Origin of the sequence: Shewanella sp. ANA-3, assembly GCF_000203935.1 — a bacterium.
Classification (GTDB): domain Bacteria; phylum Pseudomonadota; class Gammaproteobacteria; order Enterobacterales; family Shewanellaceae; genus Shewanella.
Map to the genome: position 1 here is coordinate 2,736,649 of NC_008577.1, position 18,852 is coordinate 2,755,500.

The window sequence follows — 18,852 nt, forward strand, 5'->3', positions numbered from 1 at the left end:
TCTTTAAAGCAAATAAGTCTGAGATATTGCGCACATTGGCTGGATTTGTAACCGGATTGTTCACACAAAAACGCCAGCCCATGTTTTCCACCGGACTGGCGAAAGGATAACAACACAACTAAATTGGCATATTTGCCAAAGACTCAGGGGTTATTTTCTATTTTTTGCCCAAATACCCGCCCATGCAATCAAGGCAACTAAAATGATTGCAGGGGCTAAATCGAGTAGATGGTGGAATAAACCGACGCCGCCATGACCAGGATGAGCCCATGCCAAGGCGGGTAACAGTGTGAATAACATAGCAAACAAAAGTTTCATGTGAACATCCTTGCGTAGCGGAAATAACATTAAGCGATTAATCACTTAACTGATACATAACAAGGTACGTCATTCACTTAAAATGAATTTGATACTGATCAAACTCCTACAAAAATCCCATTTTAGGAGAGATGAAACGTGATCAATCTCACGTGACATCTTTTTCACTTGGACAAGATGCCCAAGTAGGCAAGATTACTTCTCTTCAATCCAGCATTGCTGAATGGCTTCCAATATCCGCTCATTGCAATGCTTAGGATCGTCGTCAAAATCATCGAGAGCCAACACCCACTCGTATAACTGAGTAAAATGCAGTTTGTGGGGGTCAACCTCGGAATGCTTTTCTAGCAATTCTAAGGCGATATCTAGTGAATCAATCCATTTTAACGACATCCTCTCCCCCTTATGCCATCTGTAGCTAAACGTTGTTCTCCTGAGTGTAGCCTAATCGCGGCTTAACTCTACGCTTGAGTGGGCTTTTTTGCCTTGAGGGCATTCTTTTCAACAAACTCAATAATGGCACCGGCGACATCTTTTGCGGTTGCCCCTTCTATCCCTTCAAGGCCTGGCGAAGAATTCACTTCCATCACCACAGGGCCATGATTAGAACGCAATAAATCCACCCCAGCGACATTGAGTCCCATGGTTTTGGCCGCACGAATTGCCACCGAACGCTCTTCTGGGGTCAATTTAACTAAACTTGCAGTACCGCCACGGTGTAAGTTTGAGCGAAACTCCCCTGGCATAGCTTGGCGTTTCATTGCCGCAATCACTTTATCGCCCAGCACAAAGCAGCGAATGTCGGCGCCATTGGCTTCTTTAATGTATTCCTGCACCATGATGTTGGCTTTTAATCCCATAAAAGCTTCAATCACACTCTCTGCCGCCTTGCGGGTTTCGGCTAACACCACCCCAATGCCCTGCGTGCCCTCAAGCAATTTGATCACTAACGGCGCGCCACCCACCATGTCGATGAGATCAGGAATATCACTCGGCTTATTGGCAAAGCCAGTAATTGGCAGACCGATACCACGGCGTGACATTAACTGCATCGAACGTAGCTTATCGCGCGAGCGAGAAATGCCGACAGAATCATTGAGCGCATATACGCCCATCATCTCAAACTGGCGCAGCACAGCTGAGCCATAAAAAGTAATCGAAGCACCGATACGCGGAATAACCGCATCAAAAGGCGGTAACTCTTCCCCACCAATATGAATGCTCGACTGGCGCATATTGATGTTCATATAGCATTCGAGCGGGTTGATCACTTTGACTTCGTGACCACGTAATGTCGCAGCCTCAACGAGTCGCTTTGTGGAATATAGCTCAGGCCCTTGCGATAGGATCGCGATTCTCATTTTGGTCTCCGACAACCATTTCATTTTGAGCGCATCATACGCTCGGATTAGGATAAATCAATCATGGCAATTATTGCTTGCGCAAATGCTGGGCGCCAGAAGCCAAAAACCAGTCACATGGACTGGTTTTTGACGATATTATCGCATCGGCTTGATTAACCTTCGCTCACCATATTCACAGTGTACTTAGGAATTTCAATCACCAGATCGCTATCGACAACTTTAGCTTGGCAAGACAAACGGCTCTCAGGCTCGAGTCCCCAAGCCTTATCGAGCATATCATCTTCAAGCTCATCGCTTGGCTCTAGCTCATCAAAGCCTTCACGCACGATGCAGTGGCATGTGGTGCAGGCACAGGATTTTTCACAGGCATGCTCGATATTGATGCCGTTACGCAGCGCCACATCGAGAATCGTTTCACCTACTTTGGCTTCCAACACTGCGCCATCGGGACATAACTCAGCATGGGGAAGAAAGACTAACTGGGGCATCACATCACCTATATGTTGTCAATTGACTGACCCTTAAAGGCCACTCGAATAGAATTGTCCATACGCTTCGCGGCGAAATCCTGAGTATGTTCATCGAGGACTTCAATCGCTTGCTTAATCGCATCGGCATCATCACCACGGGCAATTTCAGCAAGCTGTGCCATGACCGCATCAATCTGCTGACGCTCATCGCTTGTCAGCAGGTCGCCATCTTTTGCAAGCGCCGCATTTAACGACTCAAGTACCCTTGCCGCCTCTACTTGCTGCTCGGCCAGCATACGACGACTGATGTCTTCCTTCGCATGCTTCATCGAGTCCTTGAGCATAGTCGCGATTTCGGTATCCGATAAACCAAACGAAGGCTTGACCTGAATGCTCGATTGCACGCCAGTGGATTTCTCCATTGCGGTGACGCTGAGCAGACCATCGGCATCGACTTGGAAGGTCACACGAATATGGGCAGCGCCCGCCGCTAAAGGCGGAATGCCTTTTAGGGTAAAGCGTGCGAGTGAGCGACAGTCATCGACTAACTCACGCTCGCCCTGCACCACATGAAAGGCCATCGCCGTTTGACCATCCTTAAAGGTGGTAAACTCTTGGGCGCGGGCCACTGGGATCGTGGTGTTACGAGAAACCACTTTCTCCACTAAACCGCCCATGGTTTCAATCCCTAATGACAAAGGGATCACATCGAGCAGTAATAATTCAGACTCGGGTTTGTTACCGACCAGAATATCGGCCTGAATCGCCGCACCAATGGCGACAACACGATCAGGATCGATAGAGGTTAATGGCGCCTTACCAAAAAAGGCTTCAACCTGTTCACGCACTAACGGCACGCGGGTGGAACCGCCCACCATCACAGTTTCTAATACTTCATCAGCCGTTACGCCCGCATCACGTAGGGTGCGACGACAACTAGCGATGGTTTTCTTCACTAATGCGCTGATTAAGCAATCAAATTCAGCTTTGGTCACCAGTTGTTTGAGCACGGTGCCATCGGCAAGTGTCAGGCTCGCTTCGACTTCACTCGCATCGGTTAATGCTTCTTTCACGCGGCGCGCTTCAATCAATAACTGACGGCTGAGCTGTGAATCGATATTAGCTAATTGCCACACTTGCTGCATATGAGCCTGCAACAGATGATCAAAGTCATCGCCGCCCAGCGCCGAATCGCCGCCAGTGGCCAGCACTTCAAAGACGCCACGGTTTAAACGCAGAATAGAGATATCAAAGGTTCCGCCGCCGAGATCGTAAATCGCGATCACGCCTTCTTGCTTTGAATCTAACCCGTAGGCGATTGCCGCCGCGGTAGGCTCGTTGAGCAGGCGCAATACTTTCACACCAAGCAAAGACGCGGCATCTTTAGTCCCTTGACGCTGCGCATCATCGAAATACGCTGGCACAGTGATCACAACACCCTGCAGTTCGCCACCGAGGGTTTTCTCGGCGCGTTCAACCAGCGGACGTAAAATTTCCGCTGACACTTGCACCGGATTCACTTGCCCTTGAGGCGTGACAAACAGCGGTAAACCGTTTTCACTGGCTTCAAACTGGTATGGAAAAGCTTGCTCGCCGGATTGAATATCCGTGAGGCTGCGGCCCATAAAGCGCTTGACCGATACGATAGTGTTTTTCGGATCCTGCGCAGAACTTAACGCCGCGACTTGACCCACTTCAATGCCATCTTGAGTGTAACGGACGATAGAAGGTAAAGAATGCTGGCCATTTTCATCGGGTAAGGTCGCCGTTACGCCGCTGCGAACGGCGGCCACGAGGGAATTAGTGGTACCTAAATCGATGCCAACGGCAAGTCTATGTTGGTGCGGCGCGGCGCTTTGTCCGGGCTCTGCAATCTGCAAAAGGGCCATATGTATCCAACTTAGTAGCGCCGACTCAGACCCGTCTGAATCGGCTAAATAACTGCAATAGGGAAAATTAATCGAGCAGCGCGTCTTCGATACGCGTCAGCTCATCGTGTAATTTTGCCATAAATTTAAGCTTGCGTACTTGATCTGCCGCTAACAAGGCATCATCTTCGCTGCCACTGCTTAGCTGGGCGGTGAGCAATTTCGTCAACTTAGTCCGGTAGGCCGCGAAAGAGTCGTATAACTCATCAATGCTTTCTTGGGGATCGGCACTATCGCGAATGTCTTCTAACGCCTCACGCCATTCCATCTGCTGCATTAAAAATGCAGTGTCTTTCACTGTGGTGGTTTCGTGGCTTAAATCGATACCACGTAGCGACAGCATATGCTCGGCACGGCGGATAGGATCTTTTAGGGTTTGATAACCGTCATTCACTTGCGCAGTGCGTTGCACCGACAATAAGCGTTGTTGCTCGGTATCGTTGGCAAACTTATCGGGATGCACCGCCCGTTGCAGTTCGCGGTAGCGTTCTGCAAGCACAGCGGTGTCAATATCGAAGGCAGGGGAAAACTTAAACAGCTCGAAATAATTCATGCGTCAATTCGGCAATTAAACAGTGAAACTCTCACCGCAACCGCACTCACCTTTTGCGTTAGGATTGTTAAATTGGAAACCTTCGTTCAGGCCTTCTTTAACAAAATCCAACTCAATGCCCTGTAGATAGATGAAGCTTTTCGCATCGATAATGATTTTAACACCATCAATATCATACACTTCATCGTCATCATTCAGCGCATCAACAAACTCAAGCACATACGCCATACCCGAACAGCCAGAGGTCTTTAAGCCGAGGCGCAGGCCGATGCCCTTGCCTCGATTCGCTAAGAAAGATCTGACACGCTCAGTTGCCGCTGGGGTCATTGTAATCGCCATCTTAACTCCAGATGTTACTTAGCTTGTTTCGATTTGTACTCGTCGATTGCCGCTTTAATGGCATCTTCTGCCAAAATGGAACAGTGGATTTTCACCGGTGGCAAGGCTAATTCTTCCGCGATATCGGTGTTTTTGATTGCCGCCGCTTGCTCGATAGTCTTGCCTTTCACCCACTCGGTTACCAGTGAGCTAGACGCAATCGCGCTGCCACAACCGTAGGTTTTGAACTTAGCGTCTTCGATGATGCCGTCTGCGCCGATTTTCAGCTGTAACTTCATCACGTCACCACAGGCAGGTGCTCCCACCATACCAGTCACGACCGAAGGATCGTTCTTGTCGAAAGAACCAACGTTACGTGGGTTCTCATAATGATCTATCACTTTTTCACTGTAAGCCATGGTACTGCTCCAAAATTATCTATTGTAAACGGTCGAATTAATGATGGGCCCACTGGACCTGATTCAGGTCGATGCCATCTTTGAACATCTCCCACAATGGAGACATTTCTCTTAATTTATCAATAGATTGTGTAATAGTTTCGATAGCGTGGTCGATTTCTTCTTCAGTGGTAAAACGACCGATTGAGAAACGAATTGAGCTATGCGCCATTTCATCATTTAAACCGAGCGCACGTAACACGTAGCTTGGCTCGAGACTGGCTGAAGTACAGGCAGAACCCGATGAAACCGCTAAATCTTTTAATGCCATCATCAGCGACTCACCTTCAACATAGTTGAAGCTGACGTTCAGGCTACCGCTCACACGGTGAGTCATGTCGCCGTTTACATACGTCTCTTCGATGTGCTTGATGCCATTCCATAACTTGTCACGCAGCTTGGCGATACGGGCGTTGTCCGTTGCCATTTCAGCTTTTGCGATTGCAGCCGCTTCACCTAAACCGACGATTTGGTGAGTCGCCAGTGTACCACTGCGCATACCACGCTCATGACCACCGCCGTGCATTTGGGCTTCTAAGCGAATGCGTGGCTTACGGCGAACGTACAAAGCACCAATCCCTTTTGGACCATACATTTTGTGGCCAGAGATAGAGATCAGGTCGACCTTAGTCGTTTGTACATCGATAGGTAATTTACCCGCGCTTTGTGCCGCATCCATATGGAAGATAATGCCTTTTGAGCGGCATAACTCACCGATGGCATCCACATCATGGATCACACCGATTTCGTTATTCACATGCATGATGCTGACAAGAATGGTGTCATCGCGCATCGCCGCTTCTAAACGTTCCATCGGAATAATGCCGTTGGCTTCTGGCTCTAAGTAAGTGACTTCAAAGCCTTCACGCTCAAGCTGACGGCAGGTATCGAGTACCGCTTTATGTTCAGTCTTACTGGTGATGATGTGCTTGCCTTTCTTATTGTAGAAATGCGCTACGCCTTTGATCGCCAGGTTGTTTGATTCGGTTGCACCTGAGGTAAACACGATTTCACGGTGATCGGCATTGATCAGATCAGCCACTTGGCTGCGTGCCACATCCACCGCTTCTTCCGCTTGCCAGCCATAACGGTGAGAACGTGATGCTGGGTTACCGAAGATGCCATCCATCGTCATGTATTGGAACATTTTTTCCGCGACTCGCGGATCAACTGGCGTGGTGGCGGCATAATCTAAATAGATAGGAAGCTTCATAACACACTCCGTACTTAGCAGTCTCTGCCGAGGCTACATACAACGTACAAAAATAATTTTTATCGTATAACAAAAAGCCTATAAGCTGACTCTTTGCTCCTTTTGCATAGTGTCTTGCTTAAGCGAGATAAACTGCACATCTCGTTTCTGCATTAAGCCAGCAAGACTGATACCATCTAAAAAATCTGAAATTTGTTTGCTTAAATCGCCCCAGAGCGAGTGCGTTAAGCAGCGAGTTCCACTCTGGCAATTGCCTAGTCCTTGACAACGAGTCGCATCGACAGACTCGTCAACGGCATGGACCACCATGCCAACAGAAATATCATTAGCTTCGAGGCCTAAGCGATAACCACCACCTGGACCACGGACACTGGCCACTAGGCCATGTTTACGTAACTTTGCGAAGAGTTGTTCCAGATAGGAAAGCGAAATCCCTTGTCTTTCAGAGATATCCGCTAAGGGAACCGGTCCCGAAGCCGAGTGGATGGCCACATCGAGCATTGCGGTTACAGCATAACGACCTTTAGATGTAAGTTTCATAACTACCATAGCTCCCAAACAGGTATGGGGTTATTTCAACATACCCGAGTATTTCAGTCAAGTATAAAACCTAGTAAAACACTCAGGTATATAAGCGTGCAGTGAACCAATACCCTTTCATCTTGGTGGGGTATTTAACCTTTTTCTGCCCTAAGATTCAATGCTAAAGGGGCAATTAATCGTCCTAATCGCCCCCATATCGGGATCTAACGCACTCTCTTAGAATGAATGCTAACCACCTAGGTCCACTCTGTTCAAAAACTGCCCAACCACAGTAGTGATTGAATGGCAATCATCGGTGGCAGAAGCATGTGGATTAATATCAACATGCCACTGCGCCAAACACCTTATTAAATGCTGGGGTCAAACTCGTCGAGCGCACTCTGGCGCTTATCGGCAGCGGCTTTTTCCGCGTCGTTAAACTCACCCACATTCAGCTCTGGCAATCTTTCGGTGCAGACATCGCCACCTAAGCGCTGAATGGCTTGACACAATTCCTGCACTTTTGAATCCATTAAATGCATATGGTCCAGCATTTGCCCGATAGCGTTCGCGACGGGATCCGGATTATCGGGGGACACAGCATACGCATCGAAACCATATTTCTTGGCCATGGCGCTGCGACGCTCAGACTTCTCTTTCGATTGTGGCGAAGGTGTGGCCACTACGCGCCCCGGGATCCCGACCACAGTCGTATCCTTAGGCACATCTTTCACCACCACAGAGTTAGAGCCGACACGCGCCCCATCATGCATAGTGATAGGACCTAAAATCTTAGCCCCTGCGCCCACGACCACGTTATTACCCAGTGTTGGATGGCGTTTACCCGCTTGCCAGGTGGTGCCGCCCAATGTCACGCCGTGATATAAAGTACAATCATCGCCAATCTCGGCGGTTTCACCGATCACCACGCCCATACCATGGTCGATAAAGAAACGATCGCCAATGGTGGCACCGGGATGGATCTCCACTCCCGTCAACCAGCGCGAAAAAGTCGATAAACAACGGGCCATTAAGCGCCAATCACGCTTCCATAATTTATGGCTTATCCGGTGCAGCCAAATGGCGTGCATGCCAGGATAGTTGACCAAGATCTCAAAGGCGCTGCGCGCCGCGGGATCACGGTGATATATAGATTCAATGTCTTCTTTTAGCCTAGCTATCACACCCATGCTTCAATCCTTCGCGATTAGCGTTATTTGCCAAATGTGCTTTGGCTATTTTTGTTTGTTACCCACCACTTTATCTATCGAGGTTAAAATGCCTCGAAGAATGTTCATCTCTTGGCTTTCGATACGTGCACGGCTAAACAGACGACGTAGCTTAGTCATCACTTGGCCGGGGTGGTTTTTAATAATAAAACCTGTCGATGATAAGGTGCTTTCTAAGTGCACAAAGAAACGCTCGAGATCGGCAGAAAGCGGATACTCTTCCTCCACTTGAGGCGCCTCAGTTTGCGCTAAGTGTGCCACACGCGTCTCATAACAAATGATCTGCACTGCTTGCGCTAAATTCAATGAGCTGTATTCAGGGTTAGCAGGAATAGCCACATGATATGTACATTGCTGTAATTCTTCATTGGTCAAACCATGATTTTCACGGCCAAAGACAATGGCGACAGGCCCTGTTAAGCCCTCAGTGACCAGCTTTTGCCCCGCTTCACGCGGGTCGAGCATTGGCCAATCTAAGGTACGGCTGCGGGCACTGGTGGCAATTACTAAACTGCAATCGGCGATGGCTTCCTCTAAGGAATCCACTTTCACCAAATGTTTTAAAATGTCCGATGCACCAGCGGCCAAGGCAATGGATTGACCATCCACTTCACATCTTGGTTCGGCAAGATACAGGGTCGATAACCCCATGGTCTTCATCGCTCTGGCGGTCGAACCAATATTGCCGGGGTGCGATGTCCCCACTAAAATCACACGAATATTACTTAGCATGAAACGACTTAATTTAATTCACAAAACACAGGGAGCAAATACTATCACAGGCGTGCGTGAATGCTTATATGAAAATCGGTATTTGATATAACATTCAAATCGAGTATAATGCCGCCCGCTATTTTTAACGTTCTTTAACATCCAGGGGATTGCAATGCATCCGATGCTGACGATTGCTGTTCGCGCTGCCCGCGCGGCCGGCCAAACTATTATGCGCGCCTACACTGAACTTGACCGAGTTGAAGTCAGTGCTAAAGGTGTCAACGATTTTGTTACCAGTGTAGATAAGGAAGCAGAAGCCGCCATTACCTATCAAATTCGCAAATCTTACCCTGATCACACTATCGTGGGTGAAGAGAAAGGCGAAAACCGCGGCGAAAACAAAGACTATGTTTGGATAGTCGATCCTCTGGATGGCACTAACAACTTCGTTAGAGGCATTCCCCACTTCGCGGTTTCTATCGCACTGCAACACAAAGGCAAAACTGAAGTTGCCGTTGTGTATGATCCTGTTCGTGAAGAATTATTTACCGCTATCCGTGGTAAAGGCGCCAAATTAAACGATTTCCGTATCCGCGTAACCAATGTGACTGAACTGGCTCCAACCATTATCGGTACAGGTTTCCCATTCAAAGCCCGTCAACATACCGAAAGCTACATGGCAATCTTTGGCGAAGTGTTCGGTCAGTGTTCTGACTTACGCCGCGCTGGTTCTGCCGCATTAGATTTAGCCTATGTGGCGGCTGGCCGTTTAGACGGTTTCTTCGAAATCGGTTTAAAGCCATGGGATATCGCCGCTGGCGACTTAATCTGCCGCGAAGCGGGTGGCACAGTCACCGATTTCACTGGCGGTCATAACTACCTGATCTCTGGCAACATCGTTGCGGGTTCACCGAAAGTGACCACAGAATTAGTGAAAACCATGCGTCCTTTGCTGAACGAAGGTTTAAAGCGTTAATCACACCCTGTAGGCAGTAACGCATATTAAAAAGGCCAGTGAATTCACTGGCCTTTTTATTTGCTGCTTTCGTACTTTAGCTTTAGTTATTCAGCTTTGGCTAATCTGCTTGGAACGCACTTGTTGGCTTAAAGACTTTCTATCTACCCGCCAACGCCTGTGCAGGGCCAATTTGGCTTGCCTTCCACGCGGGATACAGAGTTGCGATAAGACTCATCACAAATGCCGTAGCAATCACTAAACCAGCATCCGTCATATGTAGCTCTGACGGCAGAAAATCCACAAAATACACATCGGCCGACAGGAGTTGAATACTAAGCAACTGCTCAATGCCACGGGCGATACCACTGAGATTAATCGCGGTCGCAATCCCAATCACGCCGCCGAGGGCACAACCCACAAGGCCATTTAACGCGCCTTGCACCATAAAAATCCCCATCACTGAAAGACGGCTTAACCCCATGGTCATCAGAATAGCGATTTCACTGGCTTTATCCCGCACCGCCATCACGAGCGTTGAGACAATATTAAAACAGGCCACACCAATCACTAATACCAACACGAGATACATGATAGTGCGAACCAATTGAATATCTTGATATAAATGCCCTTGGGTGCGCGTCCAATCACTGATATAAACGGACTGGTTTAAGGCATAACCCAACTCACGAATTTTCGCTGGCGCATCAAACACCTGCGCCACACTGATCCGCACTCCGGTAACACCTTGATGTAAATTCAGGATATTCGCCGCATAGCGCATCGGAATATACGCCGTGGTTAACTCAAGCTCGCCGCCTAAACGGTACACACCCGACACCACAAAACGATGGCTCTTGGCCGCCCGTAAACTGCCGGCATGTTCTGGATCAAGATCTTGCACATACAGAGCGAGGGTATCACCAACTTCGAGGCCTAACTTTTTCAGCAGGCTCTCGCCAAGGACGATGTGATTGTCATCCTCGCTCAAGCCTTGCCAAGTCTCTTTCGACATAAATTGCGCGAGGGTCGAGACTTTTGCCTCTTGCTCAGGGTCGATTCCTACAACGGCAAGCCCCTGAAAACCACCGGGCTTTTGCACTAATCCTTGCATCCGAATAAAAGGTGCCGCCGCCGTAATGCCTTCAATCTGCATAGCGGTTTGCTCAACGGCGCGCCAGTCCGCAATCGGCTCATTCACGCCAACCACATCGGCTTGGGAAATCACGCCTAACAAGCGCTGCTCTAACTCGCGCTCGAAACCATTCATGGCCGAGAGCACCACAATCAGCACCGCAACCCCGAGCGCAATCCCCGCGGTCGATGCGAAGGAGATAAAGCTAATAAAACTATTGGATTGGCGCGCACGATAAAAACGCCAACCAATGGAGAGGGCTAATGGTCCTTTCATTGGGCGTGTTCCGCGACAGCTTGCAGATAACCATTCTTCATGGTGAGTTGTCTGTCCATCCGCGCCGCCAATTTAGGATCGTGGGTCACCACCACAAACGCCGTTCCGAGTTGATTGGCTAATTCGCGGATCAGCTCATAGACCGCCTCGCCACTCTTGGCATCGAGGTTTCCCGTTGGTTCATCGGCCAGCACGAGTTTGGGTTTGTTGATCAGCGCCCGAGCAATTGCCACCCGTTGACGCTCACCGCCCGAAAGCTCGGCGGGAATATGGCTCATTCTGTGCCCAAGCCCTACTCTCTCGAGCAACACTTTGGCATCAGCCTGAGCCTGAGCGCGGTCTCTGCCTTGAATAAACGCCGGCATAGCCACGTTTTCCAGTGCGCTAAATTCGGGCAAAAGGTGATGGAACTGATAAATAAAACCTAAATCTTGGTTGCGGATCTGCGCCTGACGGGCACTGCTCACCTGATATAAATCCTCACCCGCTAACAAGACTTTGCCCGCGGAGGGTTTATCTAAGGTGCCCATAATATGCAGCAGCGTACTCTTGCCCGAGCCAGAGGTACCGACAATCGCCAGTTGCTCGCCCTTAAATACCTGTAAATCCACCTCAGACAACACCTGAGTGGTCACATCGCCATCGTGATAACTCTTACTCACCGCCTGCACTTGCAGTAACACGTCTTGCATTGAGATTCTCGCTATTGATTCTAAATGACATGGATAAACTCCATGTCCAAACACGTCTCTCATCATGGGAGCGACGTTGTAATTTGTTACATCGCAGCTATTCGTAACGCAGCGCCGTGGCAGGTTGCACCCGCGCCGCTCGCAATGCGGGGTAAAGGGTCGCCACTAAGGTCACGACTAAGGTGCCGACAATAATCATCGACAATTGGCCCAGCTCCAATTTAACTGGCAGCACTTGCCCAGTGCCTAAAATGGAAATCCCTAGGGTCGCCATAATGCCATTCAAATTAAGGGTGAGCAGAATACCGACCACCAGCCCCAGTACTAAACCTAATACCGCATTCAATAACCCTTGCACCACAAAAATGCCCATCACCGCCGAGGTACGTAAGCCTTGGGTTTTGAGTACCGCCACGTCGGTGGTTTTATCCACCACCATCATCACCAGCGCCGACACTATATTAAACGCCGCCACGGCTACAATCAGGCTCAGCATCAGCGACATCATGTTTTTTTCCATCTTCACGGCACTAAACAGATGACCATAGGTGTCGCGCCAGTCACTGGTTGTCGCCTCTATACCCTGCTGGGTAAGAACCTGCTTTACATCCTTAGCCAGTGCGGGGGCCATAAAAGGATCGCTCAGATACAGCCGTAACTGATTGATTTCATCGCTCGGTTGACGCATTAAGCGCTTGGCATCTTGGTAATGAATGTATGCGACGCCCGCATCCACCTGTGAGCCCATCTCAAACACGGCGGACACTAAAAACTTGCGTTGGCTAGGGACTGGGCCGAGCGGCGAATATACCACGCCATCGCCGCTTAACAGACGCACAGTATCACCTGGGCTCACCTTTAATTGGCGCGCAAGCTCGCTGCCTAAGATGACTTTATATTGGCCGCTAGTTAACTCGTTAAATGCGCCCGAATAGGTATGCTGCGCCACCATTGAGAGTTTTTCGGCAAGCTCAGGAAACACCCCAAACACTTGCACGGCGCGGATATTCGCCGCCGATTGCACCATGGCTTGGGTCGACACGCTCGGCGTCACGCCCTGCACGCCCGGCAAGGCTTTGAGTTTGTCCGCAGGTATAGTCCAATCACTTAAGGGCGCCTCAGTCACCACAGTCAATTGAGGTACTGCGCCTAAAATGCGCTGCTTTAATTGCCCTTCGAGGCCATTCATCACCGAGCTGACCACGATTAAGGCCGCCACCCCTAAAAAAATGCCCGAAACGGCAAATAAGGTAATAAAAGAAGCAAAGGCGTTTGCTTTTCTGGCCCGCCAATAACGGTAACCAACGTAGAGAGGAAATCGAAGATCCATTGAAAGAGGGCTGCGTCCTGTGTGCTGAACTTGCTAAATCATAAAGATGGGCACGATAATAGGGGTTTAGGTCCTATAAATAAAGAGGCAAGCCTTGTTCACTGACACCAATCCGTATTTTAGTGTGCCTCATCCCTTTACCGCTTACTTAAGCCTTTGGGACGAAAACCAGCCACTACCCAGTGAAATGGCTTTAAGATCAATGCAATCCCTAGGGATCCAGCTGCTAAGCGAAGTCAAAGCCCTCGAGGCCAGTTGCCTGCTGCAACTGCGGCATTTAGACAACGAAGCCAAGGTGGTGGTGGACTTTCTCAAACTCCAATCCCGCAAGGTCGATTTAGTCCTGCAGCATGTGCTCGAAAAGGAAGTGCAAGAGGGCGATAAATTTAGCGGTTGTCAGTTTGGTGGCAGTGGCATTCGCCTAAATAGCCGTGAGGCCCTCCCCCTTGGGCGCCAATATAAGGTGACCTTATTTATCCACGAAGAATTGGTCGCCATTTTATGTTTTGCCAAGGTCACGGCCTGCTTAGTTTCGCAGGAAGGCCAATCCGATGGGCAACAAGCACAACAACCCAATGCCGCATCGCCCTATCTCGTCGACCTCGAGTTTAGTCAAATACTGGATGCAGATGTGGAGCAACTCGTCAAAGCGAGCCTCAATGTGCAACAAAAACAACTTAAACTGCGTAAACAGGCCCGTGACGAGCGTCAATAAAGGCTAGCGTTTTTGCTGGCACCCTAGCGCCCAAGCCACTACAATGAACGCAACTTATTGTGAATGAATCAGTTTATCCCACGCCAATGACACAAATTTCAGCCCTAACACCGCCCGTTGTCAAAAATGGAACTCAAATGCAAACCCTGTCGTGTCTCGCCGGGGTTGGTCAAGCTGTTACCCTCGCCAGCCTAGTTCGTCAACACAAGGGCACGACATTGATTGTGACCAGTGATACGCCGACGGCATTGAGTATCGAGTTAGAGCTCAACTATTTGTTGGCTAAAAGTGTGATTAAGGTGCGACTGTTCCCTGACCGTGAAACTCTGCCCTACGACAGTTTTTCGCCCCATCAGGATTTGATTTCCCAGCGTTTAGAAACCCTGTCGCAAATCACCCAAGCCGAGCACAGCGTAGTGATTGTGCCGGTGACAACGCTGATGATGCGCCTACCGCCAAAATCCTATTTAAGCTCCAATGTGTTTGTGCTTAAAAAAGGCGATAAATATCAGCTCCATGATGTGCGCCAACAGTTAACCGACACGGGTTATCACTTGGTCGAACAGGTTTACGAACATGGCGAGTTTGCCATTCGTGGCTCGATTCTCGATATCTTCCCCACCGGCGTGAATATGCCGCTGCGTATCGAACTGTTCGATGATGAAGTCGAGACCATTCGCCATTTCGATCCTGAAACCCAGCGCTCGTCCACTCCAGTCGATGCGGTGCGCCTGTTACCCGCCAAGGAATTCCCCACCGACAGCAGCGCCATCGAAGGTTTTAGGCAACGTTATCGCCGACGCTTTGAGGTCATAGTCAAAGAGCCTGAATCAGTTTATCAACTGGTGAGCCGCAATTTGATGCCCGCAGGTATTGAGAACTATTTGCCACTGTTTTTCGATGAGGTCGCGACACTGTTCGATTACCTGCCGAAGGACACTCAATTAGTCACCCTAGGCGATATCGAAAAGTCCGCCCGCGCTCATTTGCAAGAGGTGGAAACCCGTTATGAGGACAGACGGGTCGACCCATTGCGACCACTGTTGGCACCCAAAGAGCTGTATTTACTGATAGAAGAATTATTTGCCGCCTTTAAGCCACTGCCTCGCTATCAGTTTATTGCGCCGCAACCCGATGCCGTCGCTGGCGCAGTACAGATTGATGCCAGTGTGTTGCCCGAAGTAAGCGCTAATCACAAGTTAAAGCAGCCACTGATTGCGCTGCAAGATTACGCCGAGCGTGCGCCGCGGATGTTGTTTAGTGCCGAATCGGAAGGCCGCCGCGAAGCTTTACTCGAACTCTTAAGTAAAATTCAGTTAAAACCGGTGTTATTCAGCCATTTCGATGAGTTTATTCAAAGTGATGCCAAACTGGGTTTAATTGTATCTCCCCTCTCCCGTGGTTGTTTACTCGGGCTAGGAAAGCAAACCGCCGTCAGCATCATCTGCGAAACCGAACTCTTTGGTCATCGCATTTCCCAGCAGCGCCGCCGTGAAAAACAGCGCCAGATCAGCAACGATACTCTGATCAAAAACTTAGCCGAGCTCAAAGTCGGCCAGCCGATTGTGCACTTAGAGCACGGTGTGGCGCTGTATCAAGGCCTAGTCACCTTAGATACCGGCGGATTAGTGGCCGAATACCTACAGCTGGAATACTCGGGCGGCGATAAACTCTATGTGCCCGTGTCTAACCTGCACATGATCAGCCGCTACAGCGTCGGCGCCGATGGCGAGGCTCACCTCAATAAACTCGGTAACGACACTTGGGCCAAGGCAAAGAACAAAGCGATTGAGAAAATCCGCGATGTGGCAGCCGAGCTGCTCGATGTCTACGCCCGCCGTCAAGCACGCCCCGGCGAAAGCTGCGACATCAACGATGAAGAGTATGCGCAATTTGCCCAAGGTTTCCCCTTTGAAGAAACCGTCGATCAGGAAAGCGCAATTCATGCCGTGCTTGCCGATATGCAATCCCCCGTCGCCATGGACCGCCTCGTCTGCGGTGATGTGGGCTTTGGTAAGACTGAAGTCGCGATGCGCGCCGCCTTTGTGGCGGTGAATGCGGGTAAACAAGTCGTTGTGCTAGTGCCCACCACGCTACTCGCCCAGCAGCACTACGAAAACTTTAAGGACAGATTTGCCGACTGGCCGGTAGTGATTGAGGTGATGTCCCGCTTTAGAACCGCCAAAGAGCAAACCCAAGTGCTGAAACTACTCGAAGAAGGCAAAGTCGATATAGTGATTGGCACCCATAAGCTGCTGCAATCCGAGGCAAAGTTTGAAAACTTAGGCCTGCTAATCATCGATGAAGAACATCGATTCGGCGTAAGACAAAAAGAGAAAATCAAGGCGCTGCGCGCCAACGTAGATATTTTGACCCTCACCGCCACTCCGATCCCCCGCACCTTAAACATGGCGATGTCGGGGATGCGCGACTTATCGATTATTGCGACTCCTCCCGCTAAGCGCTTGGCGGTGAAGACCTTTGTGCGCGAATCCGATCCCGCCACCGTGCGTGAGGCCATACTGCGTGAAATTCTCCGTGGTGGCCAAGTGTATTATTTGCACAACAATGTCGAAACCATTGAGAAATGCGCCCAAGATATTAGTACCCTGCTACCCGAAGCGCGGGTGGTTGTGGCCCATGGCCAAATGCGTGAACGGGATCTTGAGCGGGTGATGTCGGACTTTTATCACCAAAGATTCAACGTGTTAGTCTGTACCACTATTATCGAAACCGGTATCGACGTCCCTAGTGCGAATACGATTATTATCGAACGTGCTGACACCTTCGGCTTAGCCCAGTTGCACCAACTGCGTGGCCGCGTCGGACGCTCTCACCATCAAGCCTATGCGTATTTGATGACGCCGCATCCTAAACGCATGACCAGTGATGCCCGCAAACGTCTCGAAGCCATCGATGCCCTCGAAGATTTAGGCGCAGGCTTTATGCTCGCGACCCAAGACTTAGAAATTCGCGGCGCGGGCGAGCTCTTGGGCGATGAGCAGAGCGGTCATATTTCTAAAATTGGCTTTAGTCTCTACATGGAAATGTTGGAGTCGGCGGTTAAGGCGCTCAAACAGGGTAAAGAGCCATCGCTGGCGCAAATGCTCAATCAGCAATGCGAGATGGAGCTAAGAATTCCTGCGCTATTGCCGGAAGACTATGTCGGTGATGTGAATATTCGCCTGTCACTCTATAAGCGCATCGCCAGTTGTGACAGTGAAGAAACCTTAGATGAACTCAAGGTTGAGCTTATCGACCGCTTCGGTCTGCTGCCCGAGGCCACCAAAAACCTGATGGAAATGACTTTATATAAACATCAGGCAACTCGGCTGGGCGCGACTAAAATTGAGGTACATGCTAAGGGCGGCAGCATCGAATTTAGTGATGATCATGTGATTGATCCGGGCTTTATCATCGGATTACTGCAAAGTCAGCCACAAATCTATCGAATGGATGGGCCGAATAAGTTAAAGTTCATCCTCAATGCCGAAACGGCAAAAGATAGGCTCGCTTTGGTCAAACTCTTGCTCGAACAACTATCGCAACATCGTCTTGGAGATAAATAGTGTTACGTCAACTCGCGGTCTCTATCGCTACACTTATTGCACTTTCACACAGTTCACTTGCCCGTGCTGAAGCTTGGTTCGAGGTTGAAGTCTATATTTTTGAACGCCAAAGCCAGTCGACCGAACAATGGCCGATGGCGCCAATTGAGACCAAAACCAACCGCGCTATCGATCTGATTTCACCGGTTGTGGGTCAAGCTGTGCTCTCCATGAGCAATGAATCTGCGCCCTGCACCTTAGTGTATGACGCCGATGCTAATAGCCATTGCGCTGAAAATACCAGCACAGGTACGAATACGGACGCCACTCCCGAGATGAGTAACGGCGGTACTTTAGCCATTTCAGGCCCAAGCACTGCAAGCTCAAATGCGGTAACCAGCTATCGCTATCCGAGTGTGATCCCATCGGAAATCGGCAGTGGTAGCCAAGCCTACGCGTCTCAAGGCAGTGGCCCAGTATTACTCGCCAGCAGCCAAGGCCAATTTGCCAGCATCATCAACAGCCTATCGAGAGAGCGTGGTAACCGCAGCTTACTGCATATGACATGGCAACAACCTATGATGGGCAAGAGTGGCTCAGTGCCCATTCGCCTGTTTGCGGGTAAAGATTATTCCGCCAGTTATCACTTCGATGGTCGTCAAATTGTGCAACAAGCCATGGCCACCTCAATGCAAGGTGCTAACGGCACGACTGGCATGATGGCTGAAACAGCGCCATTACAGCCCTCTCCCGTGTGGCAACTCGATGGCACGCTCAATATTTATCTTAGCCATTATCTGTATATCGAAACCGCGCTCAATTTGCGTAAAGAAGGCCGCAAATTGATGCCTGTGGCAGCCGATGAAGCGAGCATGAATACAGCAACAAGTACTGCCGTAACCCCAGCAAAAGTGATGACACCTTATTTAATGTCTATTCCGTTGGAACAAAATCGTCGAGTGAAAAGTGATGAGATCCACTATCTCGATCATCCCGAAATGGGCATGGTGATCCAAATCCGTAAGATGGCGCAACCTAACGCTTAAAACCCATTAGCCCTAATCGAATAAAAAAGCGGTCATGCAATGCATACCGCTTTTTTATTGCCTAAGTT

The 18,852-nt window shown here is 49.6% G+C and carries 19 protein-coding genes; 4 read left to right on the forward strand and 15 right to left on the reverse strand.

Annotated elements, in window-relative coordinates; genetic code table 11:
• Nucleotides 1–150: 150 nt before the first annotated feature.
• The 12 genes from SHEWANA3_RS23490 to trmJ all read right to left on the reverse strand — a co-directional run bounded on the left by SHEWANA3_RS23490 (nucleotide 151) and on the right by trmJ (nucleotide 9,105).
• Complete coding sequence (locus SHEWANA3_RS23490) at nucleotides 151–318, reverse strand: hypothetical protein (RefSeq protein ID WP_041412653.1); 168 nt, start codon at nucleotides 316–318, stop codon at nucleotides 151–153.
• A gap of 195 nt (nucleotides 319–513) precedes the next feature.
• Entirely contained in the window at nucleotides 514–711 is a 198-nt protein-coding gene (gene iscX / locus SHEWANA3_RS11990; protein ID WP_011622517.1) for a Fe-S cluster assembly protein IscX, read from the reverse strand.
• Between the two features lie 68 nt (nucleotides 712–779).
• Complete coding sequence (rimK, locus tag SHEWANA3_RS11995) at nucleotides 780–1,679, reverse strand: 30S ribosomal protein S6--L-glutamate ligase (RefSeq protein ID WP_011622516.1); 900 nt, start codon at nucleotides 1,677–1,679, stop codon at nucleotides 780–782.
• A 155-nt stretch (nucleotides 1,680–1,834) separates the two neighbouring features.
• Nucleotides 1,835–2,170: an ISC system 2Fe-2S type ferredoxin gene (gene fdx / locus SHEWANA3_RS12000; protein WP_011622515.1), complete on the reverse strand. Its 336-nt coding sequence runs from the start codon at nucleotides 2,168–2,170 to the stop codon at nucleotides 1,835–1,837.
• A gap of 8 nt (nucleotides 2,171–2,178) precedes the next feature.
• On the reverse strand, nucleotides 2,179–4,041 hold the full coding sequence (gene hscA, locus SHEWANA3_RS12005; RefSeq protein ID WP_011717219.1) for a Fe-S protein assembly chaperone HscA: 1,863 nt from the start codon (nucleotides 4,039–4,041) through the stop codon (nucleotides 2,179–2,181).
• Nucleotides 4,042–4,108: 67 nt separating this feature from the next.
• Complete coding sequence (gene hscB / locus SHEWANA3_RS12010; RefSeq protein WP_011717220.1) at nucleotides 4,109–4,633, reverse strand: co-chaperone HscB; 525 nt, start codon at nucleotides 4,631–4,633, stop codon at nucleotides 4,109–4,111.
• A 15-nt stretch (nucleotides 4,634–4,648) separates the two neighbouring features.
• On the reverse strand, nucleotides 4,649–4,972 hold the full coding sequence (gene iscA / locus SHEWANA3_RS12015) for an iron-sulfur cluster assembly protein IscA (RefSeq protein WP_011072278.1): 324 nt from the start codon (nucleotides 4,970–4,972) through the stop codon (nucleotides 4,649–4,651).
• A 14-nt stretch (nucleotides 4,973–4,986) separates the two neighbouring features.
• Nucleotides 4,987–5,370 carry a Fe-S cluster assembly scaffold IscU gene (iscU, locus tag SHEWANA3_RS12020; protein WP_011072277.1) on the reverse strand — a complete coding sequence of 128 codons (384 nt, stop codon included), beginning with the start codon at nucleotides 5,368–5,370 and terminating at the stop codon, nucleotides 4,987–4,989.
• A gap of 37 nt (nucleotides 5,371–5,407) precedes the next feature.
• Nucleotides 5,408–6,622 carry an IscS subfamily cysteine desulfurase gene (locus tag SHEWANA3_RS12025; RefSeq protein ID WP_011626051.1) on the reverse strand — a complete coding sequence of 405 codons (1,215 nt, stop codon included), beginning with the start codon at nucleotides 6,620–6,622 and terminating at the stop codon, nucleotides 5,408–5,410.
• A gap of 78 nt (nucleotides 6,623–6,700) precedes the next feature.
• Nucleotides 6,701–7,162 (reverse strand): Fe-S cluster assembly transcriptional regulator IscR, encoded by a 462-nt coding sequence (iscR, locus tag SHEWANA3_RS12030; protein ID WP_006081858.1) that lies wholly within the window; start codon nucleotides 7,160–7,162, stop codon nucleotides 6,701–6,703.
• Between the two features lie 350 nt (nucleotides 7,163–7,512).
• Entirely contained in the window at nucleotides 7,513–8,334 is an 822-nt protein-coding gene (cysE, locus tag SHEWANA3_RS12035) for a serine O-acetyltransferase (RefSeq protein WP_011626050.1), read from the reverse strand.
• Between the two features lie 45 nt (nucleotides 8,335–8,379).
• Nucleotides 8,380–9,105, reverse strand: coding sequence for a tRNA (cytosine(32)/uridine(32)-2'-O)-methyltransferase TrmJ (trmJ, locus tag SHEWANA3_RS12040; RefSeq protein ID WP_011717221.1), 726 nt, complete (start codon nucleotides 9,103–9,105; stop codon nucleotides 8,380–8,382).
• A gap of 154 nt (nucleotides 9,106–9,259) precedes the next feature.
• Here trmJ and suhB point away from each other — a divergent pair, with 154 nt between their 5' ends.
• The gene (gene suhB, locus SHEWANA3_RS12045) at nucleotides 9,260–10,063 is read left to right on the forward strand and encodes an inositol-1-monophosphatase (RefSeq protein WP_011622509.1); all 804 of its coding nucleotides are present in this window, start codon (nucleotides 9,260–9,262) and stop codon (nucleotides 10,061–10,063) included.
• Between the two features lie 139 nt (nucleotides 10,064–10,202).
• Here suhB and lolE read toward each other — a convergent pair whose 3' ends face one another.
• The 3 genes from lolE to SHEWANA3_RS12060 all read right to left on the reverse strand — a co-directional run bounded on the left by lolE (nucleotide 10,203) and on the right by SHEWANA3_RS12060 (nucleotide 13,475).
• Nucleotides 10,203–11,453, reverse strand: a complete 1,251-nt coding sequence (gene lolE, locus SHEWANA3_RS12050; protein WP_011717222.1) for a lipoprotein-releasing ABC transporter permease subunit LolE — start codon at nucleotides 11,451–11,453, stop codon at nucleotides 10,203–10,205.
• Nucleotides 11,450–12,145, reverse strand: a complete 696-nt coding sequence (gene lolD / locus SHEWANA3_RS12055) for a lipoprotein-releasing ABC transporter ATP-binding protein LolD (RefSeq protein WP_041412654.1) — start codon at nucleotides 12,143–12,145, stop codon at nucleotides 11,450–11,452. The genes lolE and lolD overlap by 4 nt, the downstream gene beginning before the upstream one ends.
• A 97-nt stretch (nucleotides 12,146–12,242) precedes the next feature.
• Nucleotides 12,243–13,475 carry a lipoprotein-releasing ABC transporter permease subunit gene (locus SHEWANA3_RS12060; RefSeq protein WP_011622506.1) on the reverse strand — a complete coding sequence of 411 codons (1,233 nt, stop codon included), beginning with the start codon at nucleotides 13,473–13,475 and terminating at the stop codon, nucleotides 12,243–12,245.
• Nucleotides 13,476–13,569: 94 nt separating this feature from the next.
• On the opposite strand from SHEWANA3_RS12060, the gene SHEWANA3_RS12065 reads away from it, so the two are divergent.
• From SHEWANA3_RS12065 to SHEWANA3_RS12075, 3 genes are all read left to right on the forward strand, one after another.
• On the forward strand, nucleotides 13,570–14,190 hold the full coding sequence (locus SHEWANA3_RS12065) for a hypothetical protein (RefSeq protein ID WP_011717224.1): 621 nt from the start codon (nucleotides 13,570–13,572) through the stop codon (nucleotides 14,188–14,190).
• 86 nt (nucleotides 14,191–14,276) lie between these two features.
• Nucleotides 14,277–17,759 (forward strand): transcription-repair coupling factor, encoded by a 3,483-nt coding sequence (gene mfd, locus SHEWANA3_RS12070; RefSeq protein WP_011717225.1) that lies wholly within the window; start codon nucleotides 14,277–14,279, stop codon nucleotides 17,757–17,759.
• A complete protein-coding gene (locus tag SHEWANA3_RS12075; protein ID WP_011717226.1) occupies nucleotides 17,759–18,784 on the forward strand; it encodes a peptidoglycan binding protein CsiV in 1,026 nt (341 codons plus the stop codon). Before mfd ends, SHEWANA3_RS12075 begins: the two co-directional genes overlap by 1 nt.
• The last annotated feature ends 68 nt before the right edge of the window (nucleotides 18,785–18,852 follow it).

Bases quoted from the DNA above. Each gene is read 5' to 3' on its own strand.
- SHEWANA3_RS23490 (WP_041412653.1), bottom strand. From the start codon at position 318: ATGAAACTTTTGTTTGCTATGTTATTCACACTGTTACCCGCCTTGGCA.
- iscX (WP_011622517.1), bottom strand. From the start codon at position 711: ATGTCGTTAAAATGGATTGATTCACTAGATATCGCCTTAGAATTGCTA.
- rimK (WP_011622516.1), bottom strand. From the start codon at position 1,679: ATGAGAATCGCGATCCTATCGCAAGGGCCTGAGCTATATTCCACAAAG.
- fdx (WP_011622515.1), bottom strand. From the start codon at position 2,170: ATGCCCCAGTTAGTCTTTCTTCCCCATGCTGAGTTATGTCCCGATGGC.
- hscA (WP_011717219.1), bottom strand. From the start codon at position 4,041: ATGGCCCTTTTGCAGATTGCAGAGCCCGGACAAAGCGCCGCGCCGCAC.
- hscB (WP_011717220.1), bottom strand. From the start codon at position 4,633: ATGAATTATTTCGAGCTGTTTAAGTTTTCCCCTGCCTTCGATATTGAC.
- iscA (WP_011072278.1), bottom strand. From the start codon at position 4,972: ATGGCGATTACAATGACCCCAGCGGCAACTGAGCGTGTCAGATCTTTC.
- iscU (WP_011072277.1), bottom strand. From the start codon at position 5,370: ATGGCTTACAGTGAAAAAGTGATAGATCATTATGAGAACCCACGTAAC.
- SHEWANA3_RS12025 (WP_011626051.1), bottom strand. From the start codon at position 6,622: ATGAAGCTTCCTATCTATTTAGATTATGCCGCCACCACGCCAGTTGAT.
- iscR (WP_006081858.1), bottom strand. From the start codon at position 7,162: ATGAAACTTACATCTAAAGGTCGTTATGCTGTAACCGCAATGCTCGAT.
- cysE (WP_011626050.1), bottom strand. From the start codon at position 8,334: ATGGGTGTGATAGCTAGGCTAAAAGAAGACATTGAATCTATATATCAC.
- trmJ (WP_011717221.1), bottom strand. From the start codon at position 9,105: ATGCTAAGTAATATTCGTGTGATTTTAGTGGGGACATCGCACCCCGGC.
- suhB (WP_011622509.1), top strand. From the start codon at position 9,260: ATGCATCCGATGCTGACGATTGCTGTTCGCGCTGCCCGCGCGGCCGGC.
- lolE (WP_011717222.1), bottom strand. From the start codon at position 11,453: ATGAAAGGACCATTAGCCCTCTCCATTGGTTGGCGTTTTTATCGTGCG.
- lolD (WP_041412654.1), bottom strand. From the start codon at position 12,145: ATGCAAGACGTGTTACTGCAAGTGCAGGCGGTGAGTAAGAGTTATCAC.
- SHEWANA3_RS12060 (WP_011622506.1), bottom strand. From the start codon at position 13,475: ATGGATCTTCGATTTCCTCTCTACGTTGGTTACCGTTATTGGCGGGCC.
- mfd (WP_011717225.1), top strand. From the start codon at position 14,277: ATGACACAAATTTCAGCCCTAACACCGCCCGTTGTCAAAAATGGAACT.